The following is a 3047-nucleotide window of genomic DNA, read 5'->3' on the forward strand; positions in this document are numbered from 1 at the left end:
CTGGCGAGGATCGCCCGCGTAGGGCGTACCATCGGTGTCAAACATGGAGAGCATGACCTGGCCGTGGCTGCCGTCGGCGGCCCAGGGCGTGGGTAACAGTGATCCTTCCACCGGGCGACATATTCCGTCGGCGTCGCCGCTGGCAAAAACCAGTTGTTCGACGTCGCGGCCCCAGATATCCAGGCTTAGTGCGGTTTTGGGAAGTTTCAACTCACCGTCGAAGATGGTGCTGAGTTTGTGGCGCGGGACCCACTTGCCGCGCATAACCCCGTTGCAGTCGGGGAGCAGCGCTTCTATGGTCGTAATCTCAGGGTGAGCCCGCAGGAACCAATCGGCTTCAAGCGACATGCATCCACCGTACAGACATTGGTAAGACCGCACTATCCAGGGTTAGCCGGAGCCACTCAATACCCTACATGGGGCAAATCAAAGACGCGTTTCACAACTTTCAAATGCACCCTCCCGTTCGCCGTTTTACCTGGTTTTCAAACGCACGCCGCTGATGCTAAATCCTGCTCAGCGCGGTGACATGTAGATACTGAGAGGGTCCTTGCCCGCAGCCTCTCCCATACAGGACATCGCGTTCAGGAACAGTGAGAAAAGATCGGTTTGGGAACTCACGTCCAGTTTGCGATAGATGCTTTTGCGGTGCCTGCGTACGGTTTCCAGGGCGATATCCAGACGCTCTGCGGAAATGTGTGTGCCGTAGCCCCGCAGCATGAGCTCGAGCACGTCTTTTTTGAGTGATTGCAGCTGCTGATCCAATGAAGCACTGTCGGTCTCAGCATCCTTCGCGAACACCGTTGTGGTAAGCGTGGCCAATGTCAGGCAGACCGCCAAAATCATGCCTGGCACACTGCGCAGCGGACCTAAACAACGTCGGCGGCAAAACCCTGTGCCAAGAAAAAGGGGCGACGCAACAGGCATGGTCTGAGATATTGGCATGGGGACTATTTCGCTACTTGGATCCGGCGGTACCCGTGTGAGGGTTGCGACGCCAGAGGCGACTATTTTTCACACAAGTAACTGAAACACAGTGATTTATTAAATATAGCTTCCCTGCGCCCAGATGCAGTGCGTGCGACGCAGGGATTGTGAACTCGCCATCAAAGTTGCGACCCAGAACGCCGAAAAGCGATCGCCGCAGGAGTCAGCCAACTGTCAAAAGCACCATGACTCACAGGATGTGCTAGGTAATCTGCCCACCCGTGACCGAATCGATCTGACCAAATGCCAGATAGTTGGCCCAGTTGGTCGAGCTGCCCAAGCCATGACTGGGGAAAACCCCCGCTTGATCGAACGAGCCCTCTTCACCGTGCAAGGCCATGTAATTGAGGATGACCGTTTCGACCAACAAATTGACATTATTCGCAGCCGGCGTCGCAGTGGTTTCGACCGAGGCATCACTGCGCATCCAACCGACCTGCTGGCGAATAGCGGTTTGCTGCGCGACCGGATCGTAGACAAGAAAAAACGACGCGGCGGTCGAGGAGTTGTCACCGGTCCACACACCTTTGCCACGACCGTTTACTGAGCTATCAATCATGCCGTTACTGAATACTGAACCATCGGAAAACACATAGAGCATCAGTGGCTTGCCCATCAACGCAACAAAACAATTAAACAAGGTCACAATACTGACCACGGCAGCAATCACGGGCAACGAAACCAGATTAAGGCTGACCGTAAGACCAATCACGATAATGCCGAGTCCAAACCCCGTGACAGTTTGGAAATAGGTACCCACCGCAATAGTGGCGAGAATGGCGAGTAAAACAGGTAACTCCATTGGCAATCCTAATTAGGTCTTGTTTACTTAGTATGAGTACGAGCTTTAAGTTTGAGCCTTAGTACCTAAACTCAAATTCCGATTCAGCTCTTTCTTTAGCTTTTTGATCTTCTGTAGCGTTTTGATCTTCTGAAGCTTCTTGAGCATCAGCGTCAACATCCGTCGTTGCATTTGCCGTTTTACTTTGTTGTGCTTGCACAGCCGTCACCGCGATTACATTAAAGATATCTTCGGCACTACAACCTCTGGATAGGTCATTGGCTGGTTGATTCAACCCTTGCAACAAAGGACCAATCGCGACCGCGCCTCCTAGCCTTTCAGCAAGCTTGTAACCGATATTGCCAGCTTCTAAGTTTGGGAATATCAGCACGTTAGATTCTCCTTTTACCTCGGAATCGGGCAACTTTTTCGCCGCAATTTCAGTGACAATAGCCGCGTCGAGTTGAACATCCTGATCAACCGCAATTCCGGGGCAACGTTGCTTCACTAACTGGGCGGCATGACGCACCTTATCGACCGATTCATGCTTGGCACTGCCATTGGTAGAAAACGACAGCATTGCCACTTTCGGTTCTTCCATTAACAGCGTTTGAGCACTATTTGATGCGGCCACTGCTATCGATGCAAGCTCGGTTTCATTGGGGTTAATCACCAAACCACAATCACTGAAAATCATGCCGCCTTTAAGATTATGGAAAGGCTCACACAACATCATCAGAAAGAAGCTCGATACCAATTCACTGTCTGGTGCGGGGCCGATGATCTGCAGCGCAGCTCGCACTACATCTGATGTGGTATAAACCGCACCATTAACCGTACCGTCGACCAGTCCTTCCCTCACCATCAAATTGGCAAAAATCAGTGGGTCTTTGACCTTCTCCAATGCATCTTCATAAGTCATGCCTTTGGCTTTTCTTAACTCATACAGACGCTCAGCCAACACGGCTTTAAGTGCTGATGTTTGTGGTGAAACAATATGAATGCCCGCGAGGTTAATATGATGCAACTGAGCGGCTTCGATAATCGCCTTTTCGTCACCCACCAGCGTAATGTAAGCAAGCTGTTTATCTATCGCCAATCGCGCCGCTTTGAGTACACGAGAGTCTTCTGCTTCGCTCAAAACCACTCGCTTACGATCTAAGTGAGCCTTATCAATAATCCGTTCAATCGCCTTCATCTTAAAATTCCATTTATTGAGATTAATTGTTCCATAATTTATATTTATATTATTGAAATAATAAAAAAGGTCAAATTTTAT

General features: G+C 50.4%; 2 protein-coding genes and 2 pseudogenes. All 4 read right to left on the reverse strand.

The genetic code is table 11. The annotated features are described in order from the left end of the window. Positions 1-348, reverse strand: a pseudogene (locus Q0688_RS27500) (glutamine synthetase); the annotation flags it as partial. Between the two features lie 168 nt (positions 349-516). Further along, a complete protein-coding gene (locus Q0688_RS27505; protein WP_299085346.1) occupies positions 517-846 on the reverse strand; it encodes a helix-turn-helix transcriptional regulator in 330 nt (109 codons plus the stop codon). A 343-nt stretch (positions 847-1189) separates the two neighbouring features. Continuing rightward, positions 1190-1603: pseudogene (locus tag Q0688_RS27510) on the reverse strand (hypothetical protein); the annotation flags it as partial. A gap of 244 nt (positions 1604-1847) precedes the next feature. Beyond that, on the reverse strand, positions 1848-3047 hold a 1200-nt coding region (pta, locus tag Q0688_RS27515; RefSeq protein WP_299085349.1), incomplete at its 5' end, for a phosphate acetyltransferase.

Origin of the sequence: uncultured Paraglaciecola sp., assembly GCF_937123705.1 — a bacterium.
GTDB lineage: Bacteria > Pseudomonadota > Gammaproteobacteria > Enterobacterales > Alteromonadaceae > Paraglaciecola.

What these genes read in the sequence shown, in the direction of transcription:
- Q0688_RS27505 (WP_299085346.1), bottom strand. Translation starts at nt 846, where the DNA reads ATGATTTTGGCGGTCTGCCTGACATTGGCCACGCTTACCACAACGGTG.